The sequence below is a fragment of the Pseudomonas marvdashtae genome (assembly GCF_014268655.2).
Classification (GTDB): Bacteria; Pseudomonadota; Gammaproteobacteria; order Pseudomonadales; family Pseudomonadaceae; genus Aquipseudomonas; species Aquipseudomonas marvdashtae.
Genome location: NZ_JABWQX020000001.1, coordinates 1,673,120 through 1,697,809, shown reverse-complemented (window position 1 = coordinate 1,697,809; position 24,690 = coordinate 1,673,120). Strand labels below are relative to the sequence as shown.

Below are 24,690 nucleotides of genomic sequence, written 5' to 3'. Positions count from 1 at the left end.
CGGCTGTCGCCACGTTGTCGACTGGCATGCTGATAGCTCCCAATTGAATGTCCTGATCAGCGACGATCTGCTCCAACAGGGCCGTCCAGGCCTGGATCAGGTACTGGATGCGCTCATGTCCGAACAAGCCTGTGGCGAATTGCCAATTACCGCGCAATTGCCCTTCTCCTTCGTCAACGAACAACGCCATGTCGAATTTAGAATGGGTCTGCAACGCCGGCAGGAACTCGACGCTCAAGCCCGCCATGGCGCGGCTGCGCACCGGCACGTTGTTCATCACGAACAACACCTGCAGCAGCGGGCTCATGCCCTTATGCCGCGGGACGCCCGAGGCCTCGACGATCTGGTCGAACGGCAGGTCCTGATGCTCCAGCGCGCCGAGCAGGTCGTCCTGGGTCTGCGCGAGGAATCGGCCGAAAGTGGCGTCGGCGACGAAGCGCGAACGCAGCGGCAGGACGTTGACGAAGAAACCGATCAGGCGTTCCAGCTCGGGCTGTTCGCGCCCGGCCACGTCGGCACCGACCACCAGATCCTGCGTAGCGCAGAGTCGATGCAACAACACCTGGAACGACGCCAGCAACGTGCTGTACAGCGTGACACCGGCCGCGCTGGATACTCGCCGCAACGCGGCGCTGAGCCCGGCAGAAAGCTCGAACTGCAACGCATCGCCTTCATAGGACGCCGTCGGGCCGCGAGGATTGTCCAGTGGCAGGTCGAGACGGCCGTTGTAACCGTCGAGCCGGTCTTTCCAATAATCGGCCTGGCGCGCCAGCACGCCTTGTTCCTCCAGCGCTTGCTGCCACAAGGCGAAGTCGTGGTATTGGACCTCCAACGGCGCCAGCGGCATCGGTTCGTTGCGCGAGGACGCCTCGTAGACCTGCACCAGCTCATTGATCAACAGCCCCATCGACCAGCCGTCGGAGATGATGTGGTGCATGGCGTACAACAACACATGCTCGGTCGGGCCCAGGCGCAGGATCCGTCCGCGCAGCAGCGGCGCCTGTTCCAGATCAATCGGTGTACGCGCATTGTCCAGCGTCGCCTGGGCGACGTGTTCCTGCTGGGCACCGGGCGAGAGGTCGGACAGTTCGATCAGCGGGAAATCCAGTTGGACCTCATCGACAATCAGTGCCACCGGGTCGCCTTCGTCGTCCTGGACGTAGGCGGTGCGCAGCACGGCGTGACGGCGTGTCACTTCGGCGAAACTGCTCATCAGCCGCTCGACCGACAACTCGCCACACAGCCGCAACGCCATGGGCATGCCATACGCCGATGTGCCGCCGGCCAGCTGCTCGGCGATCCACAACCGCCGTTGCACCAGCGACAGCGGCGCCGATTGCCGTGGGCCATGGGCCTTGAGCCGGACCTGGCTGGAGTCGCCCGCCCGCACCGAACCCTCGTCGCCAGCGCTCATCACTGCCGCCAACGCCTTGAGTTGCGGGTGATCGAACAGGTCGCGCAGGCTCAATGGATAAGTCGTCAGCTTGCGTAACCGGGAGATGGCCTGGGTCGCCAGCAACGAATGACCGCCGCGCTCGAAGAAATGGTCGTTGCGACCGACTCGCTCCACTTCCAGCACCGCTTGCCAGATATCGGCGATACGTTGCTCGAGTTCGCTGGCCGGTGCCGCGTAATCGCTTTGCTGCAACCCGCTCTCGATGCCCGGCAGCGCCTTGCGGTCGAGCTTGCCGTTGGGGGTCAGCGGCAGTTGATCGAGGAACAGCCAGTGCGCCGGGATCATGTAGTCGGGCAGGTGTTGCTTGAGGATTTCGCGCAGCGTGTCAGCGCCCCGTTGCAGCGCTGGGGCCACCACGTAGGCCACCAGCTGTTGGCCGCCCGCGCCCTCCTGGGCGAGCACCGCCACTTCGCGCACCGCCGGTTGTTGCAGCAGCCGCGCCTCGATTTCCCCCAGCTCGATGCGGAAACCACGGATCTTCACTTGATGGTCGATCCGCCCCTGATATTCGAGCACGCCATCGGCGCGATAGCGGCACAGGTCACCGGTGCGGTACAGGCGTTCGCCGGTTGTCGAGAACGGGTTTGGCACGTACTTCTCGGCGGTCATCGCCGCGCGCCCGAGGTAACCCCGGGTGATGCCCGCGCCGCTCAGGTACAGCTCCGCCGAGACGCCTTGAGGCACCGGTTGCAGGTTTGCGTCCAGCAGGTAGCTGGCGGTGTGCTTGAGCGGGCGACCGATGTTCGCCGTGCCGCCGGCGGTGCGGCGGGTCCAGGTCGAATAGGTGGTGTCCTCGGAAGGACCATAAAGGTCATAGACGTGCTCGATGGTTGGCTGTTGGTACAGCGTCTCCACCAGGCTTTGCTTCAGCGGCTCGCCGGCCAGGTTGATGATGCGCATGCTCGGCGGAATCTCGCCGTTGCGCTGCAACGCAGCGATGGCCGAGGGCACGCTGTTGATCAGCCGGACTTGATCGCGGGCCGGCAGCTGCGGCAGTTCCAGGGCGTTGCGGGCGATGATCAACGAGCCGCCATTGGCGAGCGTGACAAACAGCTCCCACACCGACAGGTCGAAGCACACCGAGGTGGAAGCGAGTACGCCTTGGATGTCGTCGCGGCTGTAGACCGATTTCGACCAGTCGATCAGCGCCAACACGTTGCGATGGGCGATGGCCACGCCTTTGGGTTTGCCGGTGGAGCCGGAGGTGTAGATCACATAAGCAAGATTGTCGGGTTTAACGCTGCTCTGTGGTGCGTCCAATGGATAGCGTGAAAGGTCGAGCTGATCGAGCATCAGTACCTCGGTCCCCGCCGGAACCGTCAGCGTTTGCGCCACTGCCTGCTCGGTCAACAGCACCCGCGCACGGCTGTCATCGAGCATGTAGGCCACGCGTTCGGCCGGATAATCCGGGTCGAGCGGCACGTAGGCGCCACCGGCCTTGAGCACCGCGAGCAAGGCGATCAGCAACTGCTCGGAACGCGGCATCGCCACGCCCACTCGCACTTCCGGGCCGACGCCCAGTTCGATGAGTTTATGGGCCAGGCGATTGGCGCGGCCGTCGAGTTCGCTGTAGCTCAGGCGAATATCATTGAAGGTCACCGCTAGCGCGTCTGGAGTAGCGTCGGCTTGGCGAGCAATCAAATCGTGGATGCACACGTCCTGTTCGAACGGCGCATCGACTGGATTCCACTCGTGGGTCAGGCGCTGATGCTCATCGAATTCCAGCATCGACAGTTCACCCAGGCAACGCTCGCCTTGCGTGGTCATCTGCCCAAGCAACTGCGCCAGATGCGCCGCCAACCGCTCAACCGTATCCGGAGCAAAGCTCGCCCGCTGATAACTCATGTGCACCGACAACTGCCGCTCCAACCCCACCAACAGCGTCAACGGGTAGTTGGTCTGCTCCTGGGTAATGGGCGAGCCGAAGCGCAAACCGTCCGGAGCGCCCTGCTCCAGGGCCTGGGCAATCGGGTAGTTCTCGAACACCAGCAAGCTGTCGAACAGCGCGTCGCCGCCCTGCCCGGCCCAGCGCTGGATGTCCAGCAACGCGGTGTGTTCGAACTCGCGCAGCGCCAGGTTTTGTTCCTGCACCGCTTGCAGCCAGCTGTCCAGCGACTGCTCGGCCCGCGGGCTGGCGATCACCGGCAAGGTGTTGATGAACAGCCCGATCTGCTGCTCGATGCCCGGCAAGTCCGCCGGACGCCCGGCCACCGTCGCGCCAAACGCCACGGTGTCTTTGCCGGTGTAGCGCTGCAACAGCAGCAGCCACGCCGCTTGCACCAGCGTGTTGACGGTGACTTTCGAGGCTCGGGCAAAAGACTCCAGGCGTCGGGTCGACGCTTCGTCCAGCACCTGCACGTGATCGCCGTAGCCAGCGCTCGTTTCGGTCGGTTTAGCAACGGCATCGGCCAGCCGCGTCGGGGCTTCCAGGCGTTGCAGCGCGGGCTTCCAGAACGCTTCGCTGGCCGCCGCGTCCTGGCGTTGCAGCCAGGCGATGTAATCCCGGTAACGGCTGCCAGACACGGCAACCGACTGGCCGCTGTAGCGCTGCAACACTTCGCCGAGCAACTGCGAATTGCTCCAGCCATCCATGAGGATATGGTGGCTGGTGTAGATCAAGTGGTAACGGTCCTGGGCCACGCGCGCCGCCACCAATCGCAGCAACGGCGCTGCCTCCAGGACGAAACCTTGTTGCCGCTGGGCGGCTGCGAGAGCGTCCAGATACTCAGGCAAATCAGCCTGTGAGCGTCCGTCATGCAGCTGCAAAACGAGGTCCACGCGCTTGTGCACCACTTGCAACGCCCGCTTGAAATCACCCTCCCAGACAAAACCGCTGCGCAGCACATCATGGGCATCCGTTGCCGCTTGCCAGGCCTGGCGGAAGCGCTCGACGTCGAGCCCTTCGACATCGACGCGCATCTGATTGATGTAGTGGCCGGCCTGTTGCTCTAGCAACGTATGGAACAACATGCCCTGCTGCATCGGCGACAGCGGATAGATGTCCTCCACCTCTCGCGCCACCAGCGGCAAGGCGTCTAGCTGCGACTGGTGCAATCCGGCCAGGGGGAAGTCCGACGGTGTGAAGCCGCGGTGCTGCGGTTCGCAGCAGTGGTCGATCAACGCTTGCAACTCTCGACCATAGTCCACGGCCAACGCCTGGACCGTCGCCTCGTCGAACATCTGCGAGCTGAACGTCCAGTCGATGCTCAACTCGCCCGCATAGACACTGCCATTGAGTGTCAACCAGTTGTCCAGCGGCGCTAACGGACTCTGCGCCGCGCCCGCCGATTCGCTGGCGGGAACAAACAGCCCATCGCCGTCATCGGCAAAATCGCTGTCGAACTGGCCCAGATAATTGAACGTGATGCGCGGTACCGGCAGCGCTGCGAGGGTGCGACGCGTCGGTTCATCGCCCAGGTAACGCAACACGCCGAAGCCGAGCCCTTTGTCGGGAATCGCCCGCAGTTGCTCCTTGATCGCCTTGATCGAGCCTTCGGCAGTTGCCGTCGGGGTGAGGCGCACCGGGAACAGGCTGGTGAACCAGCCAACGCTGCGGCTCAGGTCCAACTCATCGAACAGCGCCTCGCGGCCATGGCCCTCCAATTGAATCAAGGTCGATTCCTGGGAGGTCCAGCGGCCGATCACCCGGGCCAGTGCGGTCAGCAGCAGGTCGTTGACCTGGGTGCGATAAGCCGCTGGCGCCTGTTGCAGCAAGCGCCGGGTCTGGTCTTTATCCAGCCGCGTCTGGACCTGCACCCCACGGCATCTTTGCAAATCGCCCTGCGGACGGTCGCAAGGCAAGTCGTGGCAAGCACCTTCCAGTTGTCCCTGCCAATACGCCATCTGGGCGTGCAACGCCGCGCTGCCGGCATACACCTGCAACCGTTGCGCCCAGGTCTGCGTGGCCGTGGTCTTGGCTGGCAGCGTCGGCGCCTGGCCGGCCTGCAACTGGTCATAGGCCTGTTGCAGGTCTTCCAGCAGAATGCGCCAGGACACGCCGTCCACCACCAGGTGGTGAATCACCAATAACAACCGTTGGCTGCCGTCGGCCAGGCTCGCCAGCACGCCGCGCAGCAGCGCGCCATTTTGCAGTTCGAGGCTGCGCTGGGCGTGTTCGGCCAACGCTTCGAGGGCCGACGCATCGGCCACCTCGGCGGTCCACAATAGCGGCGAACGCTGCCAAAGCGCCTGCTGCTCAGCCAGGGTGCCATGGCGAGCGCTCCAGACGCCGTCCTGGCAGGCAAAGCCCAGGCGCAACGCGTCGTGATGCGCAACCAAGGTTTGCAACGCTTGCTCCAGATGCCCGGCGTGTACGGGTCGCAAGCCCTTGAGCAAGACCGACTGGTTCCAGTGATGAGGCTCGGCCATGGCCAGTTCGAAAAACCACTGCTGGAACGGCAACAGCAGCGTCTGCCCGGTGACCGGGCCTTGGTCAACGACAGGCCCGCCGTGTCCCGTCGTCGCGACGCTGGCCAGGCCCTGGATGGTCTGGTGCAGGAACAAGTCCTTGGGACTGATATGGATCCCGGCCTGACGGGCGCGGCTCACCACCTGAATTGAAATGATCGAATCGCCGCCCAGCTCGAAGAAGTTGTCGGTCACCCCTACGCGCTCGCGCCCGAGCACGTTTTGCCAGATCACGGCCAACGTTTGTTCCACGGCGGTAACCGCTGCAACGTAGCCCTTGGGGCTCGCGCTTGGATCGGCCTTGGGCAGCGCCTTGCGCTCAAGCTTGCCGTTTGGGCTGACCGGCATTTTTTCCAGCCACACCCAGTGTTGCGGCACCATGTAGTCGGGCAAGGATTGGCTCAGATGTTCCCTCAAGCGAGCTTGCAACGCTTGGCGAACGGCGGCGTCGGCGGCCAGCAGCTCGGCGCGCGTCGGGACCACGTAAGCCACCAGTAGCGTGCCGTCCTGGGCCAGGACCACGGTTTCGCGCACCGCATCGTGCTCGGCCAGGCGCGCGTCGATTTCGCCCAGTTCGATGCGCAGTCCGCGGATCTTCACCTGATGGTCCATTCGCCCGGCATATTCGATCACGCCATCGGCGCGATAGCGCGCCAGGTCGCCGGTGCGATACAAGCGCTGGCCATGGCCGAACGGCCCGGTGACGAAGCGCTCGGCGGTCAACGCCGCGCGCCGATGGTAACCCCGCGCCAGCCCCTCGCCCGCCAGGTACAGCTCGCCGATCACGCCCACCGGCACCGGCGACAATTCGTCGTCGAGGATGTAGGTGCCGAGGTTGGCGATCGGCTGGCCGATCGGCACGCTGTCGCGGCCCTCTTCGACACAGGTCCAATGGGTAACGTCGATGGCCGCCTCGGTCGGACCGTAGAGGTTGTACAGGCCGGCGTTCGGCAGCTTGGCGAAGACCTGTTGCTGGGCATCCACCGGCAGCGCTTCACCACTGCACACGATCCGCTTGAGGCTGGTGCATTGCGCCACGCGCGGATCTTGCACGAATGCCTGGAGCATCGACGGCACGAAGTGCAGCGTGGTGATGCGCTGCGCGGTAATCAGCTCGATCAGTTGCGTCGGGTCACGATGGGCACCCGGCGCAGCCACCACCAGCGTAGAGCCGGTCAGCAGCGGCCAGAAGAATTCCCACACCGAGACGTCGAAGCTGAACGGCGTTTTTTGCAGGACGCTGTCCGAGGCATCGAGGCCGTATGCCTGCTGCATCCAGCACAGCCGATTGACCAGCGCGCCATGGCGATTGCCGGCGCCCTTGGGCTTGCCGGTGGAGCCGGAGGTATAGATGACATACGCCAGGTTTTCGGCATGGACTTGCACATTCGGATTGTGCTCGCGGGCCGCGTATAGCCCATCGTCAGGCAGGTCCAGCACCAGGCAGCGCAGCCCGTCCGGAATCGGCAACGATTCCAGCAGAGGCTGCTGGGTCAGCAGCAAACCGATGCCGCTGTCTTCGAACATGTAGGCCAGGCGGTCCCGTGGGTACTCAGGGTCCAACGGCACGTAGGCGCCGCCAGCCTTGAGAATCGCCAACAGCCCCAGCACCATTTCCACCGAACGCTCCACGGCGATGCCCACCAGCACATCGGGACCGACACCCTGGTCGATCAAGCGGTGAGCCAACCGGTTGGCACGAGCGTTGAGTTCGCTGTAGCTCAGGCGTTGTTCGCCAAACACCAGTGCCGGCGCGTCCGGAGTCCGGCGCACCTGTTCCTCGATCAGCGCCTGGACGCTGTGGTCGAGAGGGTAATATTGCGCTGTCGCGTTCCAGTCGACGAGCATGTGCCGGCGCTCTTCATCGTCCAACAGCGACCATTGCGCCACGGGGCGATGCAGGTCTTGCACCATGCTCTGCAACACGTTGAGCCAATGCCGGGCCATGCGTTCGATGGTCGCCGGCTCGAACAGGTCCGTGGCGTAGGTCAAGGCTGCGTGCAAGCCCTGCGAGCTGTCGGTGGTGTCCAGGCTCAGGTCGAATTGCGCGGTGCGCTGCGCCCAGCCGACGGGTTCGACGCGAAGACCCGGCAAGGCGTCGACGAAGGCCGAGTCGGCTTCGTTGCGGTGGTTGAACATCGCCTGGAACAGCGGGCTGTGACTCAGGTTGCGTTGCGGCTGCAAGGCATCGACCAGTTGCTCGAAAGGCAGGTCCTGGTGCATCTGCGCGGCCAAGGCCGTCTGCTTGAGCTGTTGCAACAATGCGGCACCGCTCAGGTCACTGTGAAACTCGCTGCGCAGGACCTGGGTGTTGACGAAAAATCCGATCAGTCGCTCGGTTTCCAGCCGCTGGCGGTTGGCGATCGGCACCCCGACACGGATGTCGGCTTGACCACTGTAGCGATGCAGCAACGTTTGGAAAGCGCCGAGCAACAGCACGAACAGCGTGACGTTTTCTCGCCGGGCCAGGGCCTTGAGGTCATCGCTCAACGCGCGGTCCAGCACAATCGGCAGACGTGCGCCCCGCTGGCTTTGCTGCGCTGGGCGCGGGTGGTCGGTGGGCAATTCCAGCAACGGCTGTTCGCCGCCCAGTTGCGCGGTCCAGTAGGCCAGTTGGCGATCCTGTTCACCGGCCGCCATCCATTGCCGCTGCCAGACCGCGTAGTCGGGGTATTGCACCGCCAGCGGCGGCAGTTGCGCGCGGTGGCCCTGAGCGAACGCCGAGTACAGGCCCATCAGGTCGTCGACCATCACCTGCAGGGACCAACCGTCCGAGACGATGTGATGCAGCGTCAGTACCAGGACGTGATCCTGTTCGGTCACCTCCAGCAACGCCACGCGCAGCAGCGCATCGCTCAGCAGATCGAACGGACGTTGCGTCTGCTGCTCGAGGAAAACCTCGATAGCGGCCTCATCGTTCCCCTCCAGGCACTGCTCAATGAAATCAACCCGGCCCTGCCCACGAATGACTTGGCAGGTGTGTCCATCCTCTTCGACGAACACGGTGCGCAAGCTTTCATGACGTTCCACCAATGCCGCAAAACTCTTGCGCAGCGCGACTTTATCCAGCGTGCCGCGCATCCGCAGCGCAGTCGGGATGTTGTAGGCGGCGCTGTCCGGCGCCATTTTCCACAGGAACCATTGGCGCTCCTGGGCAAACGACAACGGCAGCGGCGCGTCACGCGACACCGGCACCATGACCGGCGTTTGTTCGCCGGGCGTTGTATCGAAGGCCGCGACGAACGCTTGCAACGTGCTGTGCTCGAACAGGCTGCGCAGCGGCACCTCGATGCCCAGCGCCCGACGGACTCGCGAGACCACTTGGGTGACCAGCAGCGAGTGCCCGCCCAGCTCGAAGAAGTTGTCTTCCAGCCCCACGCGCTCAAGCTTGAGCACGTCCTGCCAGATCGCCGCCACTTGCTGCTCGACCTCACTGCGCGGCGCCATGTAGGTCTGCTGCAAATCGCTGGCCTCGGGCGCCGGCAAGGCCTTGCGGTCGATCTTGCCATTGGGTGTCAGCGGCAGCTGCGCAAGAAACAGCAGGTGTGCCGGGACCATGTATTCCGGCAGCTGCGCCTTGAGCGCGGTCTTGAGCGCGGCGCGCAATGGCGCGTTCGCCTCCGGCACTTCGCCGGTCGCAGGGACGACATACGCCACGAGCTGCGCGCCGGTCGGGCCTTCGTGGGCGACCACCACGGTTTCGCGCACACTGTCCTGGGCCAGCAGCGCAGCTTCGATCTCGCCGAGCTCGATACGCAGGCCGCGGATCTTCACCTGATGGTCGAGGCGGCCGAGGTATTCGACCACGCCTTCGGCGCGATAACGGCTCAGGTCGCCGGTGCGGTACAGCCGCTCGCCCGTGGTGGAAAACGGGTCCGGCACGAAGCGTTCGGCGGTCAATGCCGGGCGCTGGAAATAGCCACGGGCGAGGCCGACGCCACCGATCAACAGCTCACCCGGCGCGCCAGGGGGATTGAGGCTCAGGTCGCTGCCGACGATGTACAGCGCCGTGTTGTCCAGCGGTTTGCCGAGGAACGGACGGTCGCACTCAAGGCTCAGCGGATGCACGGCCGACCAGATCGTGGTTTCGGTCGGACCGTAGAGGTTCCAGACCTTCGGCGAAAGCGCTAGCAGACGCTGGGCCAACTCCAGCGGCAATGCTTCGCCGCCGCACAGGAAAGTACGACCGGCAAGCACCCAAGCCTGCTCATGATCGAGCAGCATGCGCCAGCTCGACGGCGTGGCTTGCAGCACGCTGACGTCGTGCTGTTCGATCAGCGCCAGCACCGCTTGTGGATCCTGATGGACGTTCTGGCCGGTCAGCACCACGCTGGCCCCGACCGACAATGGCCCGTAGATTTCCAGGCCGAAAATATCGAAGGAGAACGTCGTCAGCGACAGCATGCGGTCGCCGGCCGCGAGGCCTGGCTGGGCGATCATGCTGCTGATGAAATTGCTCAGCGCGCCGTGGCGCACCATGACGCCCTTGGGCTTGCCGGTGGAGCCGGAGGTGTAGATGACGTAAGCCAGGTGCTCGCCGGTCAGCGCTACGGCCGGGCAGGTTTGGGCGGCGTCTTGCAGCGCGGCGTCCGGCTGATCCAGCAGCAGGGTTTGGAGCGTCGCCGGGATCGGCAATCGATTGACCAAGCGGGCCTGGGTCAACAACAAACCGATGCCGCTGTCCTCGATCATGTAGGCCAGGCGATCCTCCGGGTACGCCGGGTCCAGCGGCACGTAGGCGCCGCCGGCCTTGAGGATCGCCAACAGGCCGACGATCATTTCGGCGCTGCGCTCCACCGCGATGCCCACCAATTGGCCTCGCGTCACGCCCAGCTCGATCAAGCGGTGAGCCAGTTGGTTGGCACGTGCGTCCAGTTGCCCGTAGCTCAGGGCGTGTCCGTCGACAGTCAGCGCCAGTGCCTCGGGATTCAGACGGGCCTGTTCAGCGATGCGCTGGTGTACGCACACGGCCTCGGCACCATGATCGGCCACGCGCAGCCATTGTTGTTGCGTGAGGCGCTGTTGCGCCGGGCCGAGCAGCGGCAGTTCGCCGATGCGCTGGTGTGGCGCGTCGACGATGCCTTGCAACAGGTTTTGCCAGTGCTCGGCCAGGCGTTCGATCGTCAGGGGGTCGAAGAGGTCGGTGGCGTAAGTCAGCTCCGCCGCAATGCCCTGCTCGGTTTCATAGGTGCCGAGGGTCAAGTCGAACTGGGCGGTGCGCCCTTCCCACAGCAAATCTTCGACGCGCAGTTGCGGCAGGTGCATCTGCCGGCTTCGATTGGCGCCGGCGTTCTGGTGGTTGAACATGACTTGGAAGATCGGGCTGTGGCTGAGGCTGCGCTCCGGTTGCAGCGCCTCGATCAGTTGCTCGAATGGCAAGTCTTGATGGGCCTGGGCGGCCATGGCCGCTTGCTTGACCTGGGCAAGCAAGCGATCGAATGGCAGCTGCCCGTCGACATGGGCGTTAAGCACTTGGGTGTTGACGAAAAAGCCGATCAGCCCTTCGGTCTCGACCCGGTTGCGGTTGGCGGTCGGCACGCCCACGCGAATCTGCGGCTGGCCGCTGTAGCGGTGCAGCAACGCCTGGAACGATGCCAGCAAGACCATGAACAGGCTCGCGCCTTCGCGCTGGGCCAGTTGCTTGAGCGCTGTCGCCAGTTCGGCTGTCAGCTTCAAGTCCAAGCGCGCGCCACGAAAGCTTTGCACGGGTGGGCGCGGATGATCGAGCGGCAGCTCAAGCACCGGCTGCTCATCACCCAGGGTCTGGAGCCAATAGGCCAACTGACGCTCGCGCTCGCCGGCCTCGAGCCAATGGCGCTGCCAGATGGCGTAGTCGGCGTACTGCACCGGCAGCTCCGGCAAGGCCAGCGGTTGGTTGGCGGTGTCGGCGGCGTAGTGCCGCACCAGTTCATCCACCAGCACTTGCATCGACCAGCCATCGGCGATGATGTGGTGCTGGATCAGCGCCAACACGTGGTCGTCTTCGGCGATTTTCAACAGCGAAATCCGCAGCAGCGGTCCCTGGCGCAGATCGAATGGACGCGCTGTTTCACCTTCGACGAAGGCCTTGATGACGGGGTCCTGGCTGGCCAGCGAACCGGCGGATAATTGCTGGACCGCGATGCGCAGCGGCATGTGCGGATGGATGACCTGCACAGCCTGCTCGCCTTGCTCGGTGAAGGTGGTGCGCAAGCTCTCGTGGCGCTCGACCAGGGCATTGAAACTGCGCTCCAGGGCCGGCACGTCCAACCGGCCTTTCAGGCGAAGGGTCGTGGGGATGTGATAAGCCGAGCTGTAGGGATCCATCTGCCACAGGAACCACTGGCGCTCCTGGGCATAGGACAGCGGGATGTGTTCGAACCCGGAACGCACCTCGGGGATCGGCAGATTGGCCGGCGAGACGCCCTCTTCGAGCATCTTTTCCAGATACAGCCTGCGTTTGTCCAGCGGCAGAGTGATAAAGCGCTTGGCGACCCTCAAAGCAACACTCTTGTCCATCAGACTTCCTCCATTTCATCAAGCAGGGCGTCCAGCTTGTTCAGTTTCTGTTCGTTGATTGACCGGTCGCCGCTGTCGAGTTGCGCGACGAAATCCTTCAGGGCCGGGTGCTGGAATAGCAGTTGCGGGGTGAGGCTCAACCCCAGTTCAAGGGCCATGCGCGAGACGGCGGTGACCGCCAGCAACGAGTGGCCGCCCAGCTCGAAGAAGTGATCGCGCAAGCCCACGCGCTCGACGGTGAGCACTTGGGCCCAGATCGCCGCGACCTGCTGTTCGAGTTCGCTGACAGGCGCTTCGTAGCTGCTTTGCGACAACCCGCTCTCGATGCCCGGCAACGCCTTGCGGTCGAGCTTGCCGTTGGGCGTCAGCGGCAGTTGGTCGAGGAACAGCCAGTGCGCCGGGATCATGTAGTCGGGCACGCTTGTCTTGAGATTGGCCTTGAGCTGATCTCGCAAGGTATTGGCGTCCGCGTCCAGAGCCGAAGCGACCACGTAGGCCACCAGCTGTTGACCGCCCGCGCCCTCCTGGGCGAGCACCGCCACTTCGCGCACCGCCGGTTGTTGCAGCAGCCGCGCCTCGATTTCCCCCAGCTCGATGCGGAAACCACGGATCTTCACTTGATGGTCGATCCGGCCCTGATATTCGAGCACGCCATCGGCGCGATAGCGGCACAGGTCACCGGTGCGGTACAGGCGTTCGCCGGTTGTCGAGAACGGGTTCGGCACATACTTTTCGGCGGTCATCGCCGCGCGCCCGAGGTAACCCCGGGTGATGCCCGCGCCGCTCAGGTACAGCTCCGCCGAGACGCCTTGGGGCACCGGTTGCAGGTTCGCATCCAGCAGGTAGCTGGCGGTGTGCTTGAGCGGGCGACCGATGTTCGCCGTGCCGCCGGCGGTGCGGCGGGTCCAGGTCGAATAGGTGGTGTCTTCCGAAGGGCCGTAAAGGTCGTGGACGTGCTCGATGGTTGGCTGTTGGTACAGCGTCTCCACCAGGCTTTGCTTCAGCGGCTCGCCGGCCAGGTTGATGATGCGCACGCTCGGCGGAATCTCGCCGTTGCGCTGCAACGCAGCGATGGCCGAGGGCACGCTGTTGATCAGCCGGACTTGATCGCGGGCCGGCAGCTGCGGCAGTTCCAGGGCGTTGCGGGCGATGATCAACGAGCCGCCGTTGGCGAGCGTGACGAACAGCTCCCACACCGACAGGTCGAAGCACACCGAGGTGGAAGCGAGTACGCCTTGGATGTCGTCGCGGCGGTAGACCGATTTCGACCAGTCGATCAGCGCCAACACGTTGCGATGGGCGATGGCCACGCCTTTGGGTTTGCCGGTGGAGCCGGAGGTGTAGATGACGTAGGCGAGGTTGTCTGGCGTGACAGCTATAACCGGTGGTTTCAACGGATAGGAGGTCAACTCAATCCGGTCCAGCAGCAACACTTCGGTCCCCGCCGGAACCGTCAACGTCGCCGCCACTGCCTGCTCGGTCAACAGCACCCGCGCACGGCTGTCATCGAGCATGTAGGCCACGCGTTCGGCCGGATAATCGGGGTCGAGCGGCACGTACGCACCACCGGCCTTGAGCACCGCGAGCAAGGCGATCAGCAACTGCTCGGAACGCGGCATCGCCACGCCCACTCGCACTTCCGGGCCGACGCCCAGCTCGATGAGCTTGTGGGCCAGGCGATTGGCGCGGCCGTCGAGTTCGCTGTAGCTCAGGCGCGTCTTGGCGAAAGTGACCGCCAATGCGTCAGGAGTGGATTGCGCCTGGCGGGCGATCAGTTGGTGAACACAAACGTCCTGTTCGAACGGCGCATCGACTGGATTCCACTCGTGGGTCAGGCGCTGATGCTCATCGAATTCCAGCATCGACAGTTCACCCAGGCAGCGCTCGCCGCCGTCGGTCATTTGTCCCAGCAACTGCGCCAGGTGCGCCGCCAGACGTTCCACGACAACCGCCGAGAAACTCTCCCGCTGATAACTCATGTGCACCGACAACTGCCGCTCCAACCCCACCAACAGCGTCAACGGGTAGTTGGTCTGTTCCTGGGTGATGGGCGAGCCGAAGCGCAAACCGTCCGGCGCGCCCTGCTCCAGGGCCTGGGCAATCGGGTAGTTCTCGAACACCAGCAAGCTGTCGAACAGCGCGTCGCCGCCCTGCCCGGCCCAGCGCTGGATGTCCAGCAACGCGGTGTGTTCGAACTCGCGCAGCGCCAGGTTTTGTTCCTGCACCGCTTGCAGCCAGCTGTCCAGCGACTGCTCGGCCCGCGGGCTGGCGATCACCGGCAAGGTGTTGATGAACAGCCCGATCTGCTGCTCGATGCCCGGCAAGTCCGCCGGACGCCCGGCCACCGTCGCGCCAAACGCCACGGTGTCTTTGCCGGTGTAGCGCTGCAACAGCAGCAGCCATGCCGCTTGCACCAGCGTGTTGACGGTGACTTTCGAGGCTCGAGCGAAAGCTTCGAGGCGGCGGGTCGACGCTTCGTCCAGCACCTGCACGTGATCGCCGTAGCCAGCGCTCGTTTCGGTCGGTTTAGCAACGGCATCGGCCAGCCGCGTCGGTGCTTCCAGGCGTTGCAGCGCAGGCTTCCAAAACGCTTCGCTGGCCGCTGCGTCCTGGCGTTGCAGCCAGGCGATGTAATCGCGGTAGCGGCTGCCAGACACGGCAACTGACTGGCCGCTGTAGCGCTGTAATACTTCGCCGAGCAACTGCGAATTGCTCCAGCCATCCATGAGGATATGGTGGTGGCTGTAGATCAGGTGATAACGCTGCTCGTCGAGGCGCACGATCATCAGGCGTATCAGGGCCGACGCGCTCAGGTCCAGTTGTTGGCGCTCGGCATCGGCGAGGGTCTGCAAGGTCTGGTCGGGCTGCGGGTCGCCGCGCAAGTCATGCACGCTGTAAGGCAGCTCCAGATACCTGCTGACGACTTGCACCGGCGCCGACAGGTCGCCCTGCCAGACGAAACGCGTGCGCAATATGTCATGGGCGTCCACTGCAGCCTGCCAGGCCTGGCGGAAACGCTGCGGATCCAGCCCTTCGACGTCCAGGCGCAACTGGTTGCTGTAGTCGCCGCTGGCGTCGCCGTACACGCCATGGAACAACATGCCCTGCTGCATCGGCGACAGCGGATAGAGGTCGAGAATCTGCGCTGTCGGCATTGGCAGCCCATCCAACTGCTGCTGATTCAGGCTCGCCAGCGGGAAGTCCGACGGCGTCACACCGTGGTGTCCGCCCTGGCAGCAATGCTCGATCAGCCGCTGCAATTGGTCCGCATATTCGTCGGCCAAGGCCTGGATGGTGGCCTCGTTGAACTGCTCGCGGCTGAAGGTCCAGCCCAGGTTCAGCTCGCCATTGAACACCTGGCCGTTCAAGGCCAACACGTTGGACAGTGGCGCTTCGGCGTCCAGCTCATCGCCAGCAGCTTCGTCGGCCGGCACGAACAAGGCGCCGTCGGCTTCGTCAAAGCTGGCGTCGAACTGCCCCAGGTAGTTGAAGGTCAGGCTTGGCGTCGGCAGTCGCGCCAGGAGCGCACGCGTGGCGTCATCGGCCAGATGGGCCAGGGCGCCAAAGCCCAGGCCCTTGTCGGGAATCGCCCGCAGTTGTTCCTTGATCTGTTTCAGGCATTCGCCAAGGTCCGCCCGTGGCGTGAGCCTGGCCGGGTAAACGCTGGTGAACCAGCCAACGGTGCGGGTCAGGTCGACATCGTCGAACAGGGCTTCGCGACCATGGCCTTCGAGCTGGATGAGCACACTGTCGGCATCGGTCCAACGCACCATGACCCGCGCCAAGGCAGTCAGCAGCAAATCATTGACCTGGGTGCGATAGGCCTTGGGCGCGTCTTGCAGCAGTTGTCGGGTCAACGTGGCGTCGAGTCGCGTACGCACAGTCATCGCCAAGCGGTTCTGCTGCCCGCCGTGTGGGTTATCCATTGGCAACCTTGCATCGACGCCCTCGAGCCGGGCTTGCCAGAAGGCCAATTCCTGCTGCAGCGAGTTGCTGCGCGCATAGCCTTGCAGCCGCTCGGCCCAGGCCTGCGCCGAATGGGTCTTGAGCGGCAGCTGCAAGGCTGCGCCACTGGATAACTGCCGGTAAGCGCTTTGCAGATCCTCAAACAGGATCCGCCACGACACGCCATCGATCACCAGGTGATGAACCGCCAGCAACAGCCGTTGGCTGCCATCCGCCAGCGTCGCCAAGACCGCTCGCAGCAGCGGCCCGTCTTGCAGATGCAGGCTGCGCTGGGCCTCGTTGGCAATGCTTTGCAAGGCCTGTGCATCAGGCGCGTCCACGGCCCAGAGCAACTCATCGCGATGGCTGGCCGGCGCACGGTAGCGCGCCGTCCAACCCTCGCCCCGCTCGGTGAAGCTCAAACGCAGGCCATCGTGATGCAGCACCAGCGCGTTTAATGCCTGGTCAAGCACTCGCGCATCCAGGCGCTCGGTCGGCTTGAGCATCACCGCCTGGTTCCAGTGATGACGCTGCGCGATCGTTTGTTCGAAGAACAAGCGTTGCACCGGCAACAGTGCCAGCTCACCGGTAACCGGGCCCTGACCGATGACTTGGGCGGCTTCGCCCAGGCGGGCCACGGTCGCCAGCATTTCCAGGGTTTGATGCTGGAACAGATCCTTGGGCGTGAAATGAATCCCGGCCTGGCGGGCGCGACTGACCACCTGGATCGAGACGATGGAATCGCCGCCCAGCTCGAAAAAATTGTCCCGCAGGCCGACGCGTTCAAGCTTGAGCACGTCCTGCCAGATCGACGCCAATTGCTGCTCCAACGCGCTGCGCGGCGCCAGGTAGCTTTGCTGCAATTGGCTGGCGTCAGGCTTGGGCAGGTTCTTGCGGTCGAGTTTGCCGTTGGGGGTCAGCGGCAGGCATTCGAGCAGCAGCAGATAAGCCGGGACCATGTGCGCCGGCAATGTCGCCTTGAGCTGTTCGCGCAGGTGCTCGGCGAAATCCTTTTGCACGGATTCCTCGGCCACCACATAGGCCACCAGGCGCTTGCCGCTGCCGGCGGTGCCTTCCTGGGCCACGACGACGGCTTCGCGCACACCATCGAGGGCTTGCAGGCTGGCTTCGATTTCCCCCAGCTCGATGCGGAAACCGCGGATCTTCACTTGGTTGTCAATGCGGTCCAGGTAATCGAAAGTGCCGTCGACGCGCTGGCGCACCAGGTCGCCGGTGCGGTACAGCAGACCGCCGGCGCTGAACGGGTCAGCAACGAAGCGCTCGGCGGTCAGGCCCGGACGGTTCAGGTAACCGCGGGCCAGCCCAGTGCCGCCCAGGTACAGCTCACCGGCCATGCCTTGGGGCAGCAGGTTCAGATCGGCGTCGAGCACGTAGGCACTGCGGTCGCCGATGCGGCTACCAATCGGCGCGTACGCGGCGCCACACGCCACCTCGCGACCGGCTTTCCAGATCAGCGGCGTGACCACGGTTTCGGTCGGGCCGTAGCCGTTGATGATGAAATCCGGGTCGAGCGCGCGCTTGACTCGTTCAAAACTGGCGCTGGGCACGGCATCGCCGCCGAAGCAGTAGATGCGCACCTTCGGTGGGTTGCCCTCGCGCTCGGCGTGTTCGGCCAGTTGTTGCAGGTACACCGGCGGGAACGCCACCACCGTCACGCCGTGCTCGCGCATGGCGTTGTAGGTTTGCTCCGGGGTCCACAGGCTGTCGTCGCGAATCAGCAGCGACGCGCCGTGAGTCAGGCTGGTGAGCCAACGTTCATGGGCACCGTCGAAAGCGAACGACATGAAATGGAACTCGCAATCGCTGTCGCGCATTTCATAGCGCTCGCCGATGGCCTGGCAGTGCATCGCCAGCGGACCGTGGGCCACGCTCACGCCTTTGGGATTGCCGGTGGAACCGGAGGTGTAGATGACGTAGGCGAGGTTTTGCCGATCGAGTGAGACCTGCGGCGCGCTGGCCGGCAGATCGCGCAGATCGACACGGTCGAGCTCCAACAGCGGCAACGATTCGTCCACGGGCAACTGCGCCGACACCGACGTGTCACTGATCAGCAACGCCAGCCCGGCGTCCTCCATCAGGTATGCCAGGCGCTCTCGCGGATAGCTGATATCCAACGGCACGTAGGCGCCACCGGCCTTGAGCACCGCCAACAGCGCGACGATCACCCCTTCGCTGCGCGGCAGGGCCACCCCAACGCGGGTTTCAGGACCAACGCCACGGGCGATCAAGGCGTGGGCCAATTGATTCGCGCGCTGGTCTATCTCGCCGTAGCTGAAGTGCCGGCCGCTGAAAATCACCGCCGTGCGCTGCGGACGCTCGGCCGCCAACGCGGCGATCCGTTGATGCACAGCGATGTCCACCGGATACGGCTGCGGGCGGTTATCGGCCTGTTGTTGCGCCTGTTGCGCAGCGCTCGCCAGGGCGATTTCCCCCAGGCTGCGTTCGGCGCCCTGGCTGAATTGTTCAAGTAGATGCAGCAGATGAGCGCTGATGTCCTCGACGGCCTGATCGGCGAACTGCCGGCGCTCGTAGCTGTAATGCAGCGCCAGTTGTTCACCGAGGGTGACCGCCACGCTCAGCGCATAGTGCGTCTGCTCAAGATTGCAGACCTCGCCGAAGGTGACGTCGCTGCCGACGCGTTGCTGCAAGGCCTGGGCGATCGGGTAGTTCTCGAACACCAGGATGTTGTCGAACAGCGCTTCACCGCCCTGCCCGGCCCAACGCTGGATGTCCGCCAACGGCGTGTGCTCGAAATCGCGCAGGCTCAGGTTCTGCGCCTGCACCGCTTGCAGCCATTGGCTGACCGTCTGGTCGGGACGTGGCGTGCCAATCACCGGCAAGGTGTTGATGAACAACCCGACCTGCTGCTCGATGCCAGGCAGATCCGCCGGCCGCCCAGCCACGGTCGCGCCAAACGCCACGGTCGGGTGCCCGGTATAGCGTTGCAGCAACAGCAGCCAGGCCGCTTGCACCAGCGTATTGACGGTAACTTTTTGCCCGCGGGCAAACGCTTCCAGCGCCTGCGTGCGTGGCGCGTCGAGCGTCTGGAAACAATCGCCGTGGCCGCCCTGGCTATCGCTGTCCAACGCTGCGCGGGCGAGTCGGGTCGGCTCTTGCAGCGCGGCCAGTTGCTCGCGCCAGAAGCCCTCGCTGAGCTTCCCGTCCTGGCGTTGCAGCCAGCCGATGTAATCGCGATAACGGCCGACGGTGCTGGCGGGCGGGCGTCCGTTGTAGCGCTGCATGACCTCGCCGAGCAGCTGCGAATTGCTCCAGCCGTCCATCAGGATGTGATGATGGGTGTAGATCAGATGCCAGTGCTCGGCGCCGGTGCGCACCAGCACCAGGCGCAACAGCGGCGCCTGGCCAAGATCGAAACCTTGCGCGCGTTCGGCATTGGCCAGCGCCGTCAGGGCCTGGGTCTGCTCGTCTCGCTCGCGCCAGTCCAGCGCGGTGAAGGGCAACTGCACCTGCTTGTGGACGACCTGCAGCGGTTGCTCCCATTCGCCCTGCCAGACGAAACCACTGCGCAGGATATCCTGCGTCGCGACGGTGGCTTGCCACGCCGCGCGGAAGCGCTCGGCATCGAGGCCTTGCACGTCCACCCGCAGTTGGTTGACGTATTCGCCCGCGGCCTGTTCGTAGAGCGTGTGGAATAACAAGCCCTGCTGCATCGGCGACAGCGGATAAATGTCATCGAGCTGGCCGGCCGGCATCGGCAGCTGGTCGAGCTGCGCCTGGCTGATCTGCGCCAGGGGGAAATCCGACGGCGTGGCTTGCGGCATCGCAAGGTTGGCGCAATGCTCGATCAGCGCCTTGAGCTCGATGGCGTATTGGTCGACCAGCCGTTGCACCGTCGCGCTGTCGAACATCTCACGGCTGAAACCCCAGCTCATCGCCAGTTCCCCGCCGTACACTTGGCCTTCCACGGTCAGCCAGTTGGCCAGCGGAGCCGTTGGATCCTGGGCGACGCCACTGCCTTCGCTGGACGGTACCAACAGCGCCGATTCATCGAACTGACGGTCGAACTGGCCCAGATAGTTGAACGTGATGCGCGCGGGCGCCAGGCCCGCCCATTCGGCTCGCACCGAAGGCGCCGTCAGATAACGCAGCACGCCGTAGCCCAGGCCTTTGTCCGGGACGCCGCGCAGTTGTTCCTTGATCGCCTTGATCGAGCCGTCGAGGTCGTCGGTGGCGGTCAGCTTCACCGGGAACAAGCTCGTCAACCAACCGACCGTGCGGGTCAGGTCGATGTCATCGAACAGCTCTTCACGGCCATGGCCTTCCAGTTCGATCAGCGTGCCGGGCTGCCCGCTCCAGTGGCTGATGGTGCGGGCCAGCGCAGTCAGCAGCAGGTCGTTGACCTGCGTGCGATAGGCCGCGGGCGTCTGTTGCAGCAATTGCCGGGTCAGCTCGGCGTCCAGGCGCCATTCGATCTTGGCGCCGTGAACATTCTGCAGGCTGCCCTGCGGGCGCTCGCAAGGCAGATCCCGCGCCCCGTGATGCTGGGCTTTCCAGTAAGCCAACTGACCGTCGAAGCGCGACGTTTCGGCGCTCAGCCGCGCTGTCCAGCGCTGGAATGCGCTGGTCTTGGCCGGCAGGGTAACCGCGCCGCCCGCCGCCAGCTGCTCGTAGGTTTGCTGCAGATCTTCCAGCAGCACGCGCCACGACACGCCGTCCACCACCAGGTGATGGATGATCAGCGCCAACCGCTGGCTACCGTCGGCCAGATTCACCAGCATGGCGCGCAACAGCGGCCCGTCTTGCAGGTCCAGGCTGCGCTGTGCCTCGTCGCACAATGCATTCAGCTCGTCGACGGACCGGGCATCGCGTTGCCACACGTCGGCGCTTTGCACCAGCGGCCCATGATGCTGCTGCCAACCGTCGGCGCCTTCGACAAAGCGCAGTCGCAAGGCGTCGTGATGATTGATGAGGCAGGTCAGCGCCGCGTCGAGCCAGTGTGCATTCAGCCGCTCGCGGGCAGTCAGCAACAGCGACTGGTTCCAGTGTTCGCGAGCCGGCATCGCCTGGGTGAAAAACTGTTGCTGGATCGGCCCGAGCACGGCGTCGCCAGTGACCGCCCCTTGATCCACGGTACTGTGATTGTCGTAGCTGGCAACCAACGCCAGGCTGCGCACCGTCTGGTACTGGAACAGATCACGGGGATGAATGCGGATACCGGCCTGTCGCGCACGGCTGACCACTTGAATGGAGATGATCGAGTCGCCGCCCAGCTCGAAGAAGTTGTCTTCGAGCCCCACGCGCGCCACTCCGAGCACGTCCTGCCATATCTCGGCCAGGGCGGTTTGCAGCGCATCCTGTGGTGCCACAAACGCCTGCTGAGGCGCGGCGTCTGGCTGTGGCAGGGCCTTGCGATCCAGTTTGCCGTTGGCGGTGACTGGCAACTTATGCAACGGCATCAGGTACGTCGGCACCATGTATTCCGGCAAGCTGCCCAGCAGCCAGGCCTTGAGATCCTGCTGCCACGTCTCGTGGGGGTCGCCGTCTTGCAGCACCAGGTAACCCACCAGATGCTTGCCGTCCTGCACCAGCACCACGGCCTCGCGCACGAGCGGGTGCTGCATGAGGCGGGTTTCGATTTCGCCCAGCTCGATGCGCAGGCCGCGCAGCTTGACCTGATGGTCGAGGCGACCGAGGTATTCGATTACCCCGTCGGCGCGCTGGCGCACTTGGTCACCGGTGCGGTACAGGCGCGCACCGTCATGGAACGGGCACGGCACAAAACGCTCCGCCGTCAGCCCCGGGCGTTGGTGATAATTGCGCGCCAGCCCTGCCCCGCCCAGGTACAACTCGCCCGACACACCCCACGGCACCGGCGACAACTGGGCGTCGAGCACATGGGTGCGCAGGTTGGCGATGGGCTGGCCGATCGGCACGCAATCGGCACCTTCGTCGACGCAGGTCCAATGGGTAACATCGATGGCCGCTTCGGTCGGGCCGTACAGGTTGTAGAGGGAGGCGTTCGGCAGTTTCGCAAAGACTTGATGCTGGGCGTCCAGCGCCAGCGCCTCACCGCTGCAGACGATGCGCTTCAAGCCTTCGCAGCTTTCCACGCCTGGCTCGTGGATGAACGCCTGCAGCATCGACGGCACGAAATGCAGCGTGCTGATGCCGTGACGGTTGATGGTCTCGATCAGTTCTTGCGGGTCGCGGTGCGCACCCGGCGCGGCCACTACCAGGCGCGCACCGGTCATCAGTGGCCAGAAAAACTCCCACACCGACACGTCGAAGCTGAACGGGGTTTTCTGCAACACCGCATCACCGCCATCCAGGCCGTAGGCGTGTTGCATCCAGCACAAGCGATTGACCAGAGCGGCGTGACTGTTGCCCGCGCCCTTGGGCTTGCCGGTGGAGCCGGAGGTGTAGATCACATACGCCAGGTTCAGCGGATCGACGCTGATGTCGGGGCGACGCGCGCTGTAGCCGTCGAGCCAAGCGGCCGGTTGATCGAGCGTGATCACCTCGACGCCATCGGTCGGCAGCCCCGCCATCAACGAGCGCTGGGTCAACAACAAGGCGACGCCGCTGTCCTCGATCATGTAGGCCAGGCGATCCTGCGGATACTCAGGGTCCAGCGGCACGTAGGCGCCGCCGGCCTTGTGGATCGCCAGCAGGCCAACGACCATTTCCACCGAGCGCTCGACGCAGATGCCCACCAGGCTGTCCGGCCGCACACCGCGCTCACGCAGCAGATGAGCCAGTCGGTTGGCGCGTGCATCGAGCTCGGCGTAGGTCAGGCTTTGTTCGTCAAAAACCAGCGCCGTTGCATCCGGGGTGCGCGCCACCTGGGCTTCAATCAGTTGATGCATGCACAGGTCGGTCGGGTAGCGTTGGGCGGTGGCATTCCAACCGTGGACCAGGCTGCTGTACTCGTCACTATCGAGCAACGGCAACTCGCCGATGCGCTGCGACGGGTCGGCGATCATCGCCGTCAGTACGCGCAGCCAATGCCGTGCCATGCGCTCGATGGTCGGCGCCTCAAACAGGTCATTGGCAAAGGTCAGCGCAGCGTGCAGCGTGCCGGCCCTCTCAAAGGTGTCCAGGGTCAGGTCGAATTGCGTGGTGCGGGCCTGCCACTCGATCATGCCCAATTCCAGCCCGGACGCCGTGCGGATCGTGGTGACATCCGCCACCTGCGGCTGATGGTTGTACATGACTTGGAACAGTGGCGTATGGCTGAGGCTGCGCTCCAGCTTCAGGGCTTCGACCAGGCGTTCGAATGGCAGGTCCTGATGAGCCTGCGCACCCAGCGCGGTCTCCTTGACCCGGCGCAACAACTCGTCGATACGGGTCTGGCCATCCAGCTCAGTGCGCAGCACTTGGGTGTTGACGAAGAAGCCGATCAAGCCTTCGATTTCGTCACGGTTACGGTTGGCGATCGGCACACCGACGCGGATATCCGACTGGCCACTGTAGCGATGCAGCAGCACATTGAACGCACTGAGCAACAACATGAACAGCGTGACGCCATGCTGCTGGGCGGTGCTGCGCAGTTGCTCCGCCAATGCGGCATCGATGGCAAACTCATGACGGCTGCCACGGTAGCTCGGCATGGCCGGGCGCGAATGGTCGGTCGGCAGCTCCAGCACCGGATGTTCATCACCCAATTGCGCCTGCCAGTACGCCAGCTGCCGCGCCTGCTCACCGGCCTCCAGCCAGCGGCGCTGCCACAGCGCGTAATCGCTGTACTGGATCGGCAAGTCAGCCAATTGCGGCTCCAGGCCCGCTTCATGGGCGTCGTAGCAGCGGATGAATTCATCGATCAGCACGTTCATCGACCAGCCATCGGAGACGATGTGATGCAAGGTCAGCAGCAACACGTGTTCCTGCTCATCGAGCTTGAGCAACTCGACTCGCAGCAAGGGGCCGTTCGACAAATCGAAGGGCCGCATCGATTGCGCTTCCGCCGCCTGGCGCACCGCCTGCTCGCGCTCGCCTGCGGGCAAGTTGCCGAAGTCTTGTTGCTCGATCACCAGCGGCGCATTGGCCGGTACTTGCAGGAGGCTGTCGTCGGCCTGGCGCTGGAACACCGTGCGCAGGGTTTCATGGCGGGCCACCAGGCTGGCGAAGGCTCGCTCCAGCGCTGGCAGGCTCAGCATGCCCTTGAGCCGGACCGCACCGGGCAAGTTGTAGGCGCCGCTTTGCGGGTCCAGTTGCCAGAGAAACCACATGCGCTGCTGGGCGTAAGACAGGGCCTGGCGGTCGTCAGCCTCGACGCCTTGGGGAATAGGGAAACGGCTGAACTCCACGCCCTCCTTGTCCAGCGCTGCCAGGAACATCTGGCGCTTGTCCAAGGGCAACCCGATAAACCGGCGAGCAAGTTTCAAGGCGTCTTCAGCATTCAT

General features: G+C 64.4%; 2 protein-coding genes (1 of these 2 running past the window's edge). Both read right to left on the bottom strand.

The genetic code is table 11. The annotated features are described in order from the left end of the window. Positions 1-12,361: the 5' portion of a non-ribosomal peptide synthase/polyketide synthase gene (locus HU742_RS07840; RefSeq protein ID WP_186642169.1), read on the bottom strand. Its footprint begins 1,115 nt before the window's first position; 12,361 of the gene's 13,476 nt are visible here — the first part of the coding sequence; its start codon is at positions 12,359-12,361; the stop codon falls past the left edge of the window. Next, positions 12,361-24,690, bottom strand: a complete 12,330-nt coding sequence (locus HU742_RS07835) for a non-ribosomal peptide synthase/polyketide synthase (protein ID WP_186642168.1) — start codon at positions 24,688-24,690, stop codon at positions 12,361-12,363. The genes HU742_RS07840 and HU742_RS07835 overlap by 1 nt, the downstream gene beginning before the upstream one ends.